This is a genomic window from Microcystis sp. M53603_WE2, assembly GCF_030065435.1.
This window is the reverse complement of sequence record NZ_JASJFF010001242.1, coordinates 1-1375: the sequence shown is the minus strand read 5'-3', so window position 1 is coordinate 1375 and position 1375 is coordinate 1. Positions and strand designations below refer to the sequence as shown.

At 48.9% G+C, this 1375-nt stretch carries 1 protein-coding gene; it reads left to right on the top strand.

The features are described 5' to 3' along the window. The coding region (gene cobT / locus PX481_RS25980) for a nicotinate mononucleotide-dependent phosphoribosyltransferase CobT (RefSeq protein ID WP_288096846.1) at positions 1-990 on the top strand (990 nt) is incomplete at its 5' end. Positions 991-1375: the final 385 nt, after the last annotated feature.

The window sequence follows — 1375 nt, the reverse complement described above, 5'->3', positions numbered from 1 at the left end:
TTTACCGAGACGGGATTAATCCCCGGAATCTCCACCGCCGGTGCTACCCCGGAAGATAGAAAATATACAGCGATCGCCGATGCCGAATTTATCGTTAAAGGAGTTTCACCCCATCCCCGTTATCCCTTACCCCCCCTAACGGTGGGAGCCTCCCCCGCCTATATTACCCGCGCCGTGGTGGAAAAATTAGCCATTCCCGTCCTCGTTTTTAACGCCGGTTTACCCTTGCCCCCGGCCGTCGATTATATCGAACTGGGGGGACAACCGGCCCGTTGTCTCTCCACCGGCCGCGCCCTAGACCTGACCATAGTAAAACACCTGTTCGCCCAAGGATTAACTTGGGGAGAAAAATTAGCCCGCCAGTCTAGTTATCTAATTATCGGCGAGTGCGTGGTCGGCGGCACCACCACCGCCCTCGCCATCCTCACCGGATTGGGTTATCGAGCCAACGGCAAAGTTAACAGCAGCCATCCCCAGTGCAATCATGCTCAGAAACAGGCAATAGTTGAGCAGGGATTAGCCCTAAAAGAAATTTTTGATCCTTTTGAGGTAATCGCCGCCCTAGGCGATCCTCAGCAGATTTTCGTCGCTGGCATGGCCATCGCCGCCAGTGGGCAGGGTGGGGTACTCCTCGCCGGAGGAACCCAAATGTTAGCCGTTTCTGCCCTAATTCAAGCTCTAGTGGCTAAATATGCCTATCCAGTTAACTGGGAAAATATCATCGTCGGCACAACTCGCTGGGTAGCGGAAGATAAAACAGGGGATACGGTGGGATTAGCCCGCATGATCGGAAAATTGCCTTTATTAGCCACACAATTAGACTTTTCTGCCTCTAAATACCCGGTTTTGCAAGCTTATCAACAGGGTTTTGTCAAAGAGGGAGTGGGTGCGGGGGGATGTGCGATCGCTGCTTGTTTGTACCGGAATTGGACTAATCAAGATTTGGTCAAAGCGATCGAAAATTTAATCGGGTTTCAACTAAACTGTTGACTATCTAGGGTTTGCGGCAAAAAGTTTTTCCTGGGTGTAGGGTGTAGGGTGTGGGGTGTAGGGTTTTACCAATTTTCAGGTGGTCAATTACCTAATTTTCAGGGAAAAAGTCCAGGGATTTTCCCCCTGATCACTCCCATGCCGGCCACTTTGGGATTTCAAAAAGGTCTAAAAGTCTTATCCAACAAGGTTTTTAGATTTATTCAGCCAACCCTAAATACGCGGGCAGCTTATGAGAGAAAATAGTGACCAGCAGATTTCTAGTGGTTCTTCGGTTTTTGTTATGCAATGGACGGGGGTTATAAGGGATGGAACCCTTATATAGAAAGGCATTTGGCGATTTTTGTCAATTATTTTTGCTCTAGAGCGAACTAATCAATTAAGT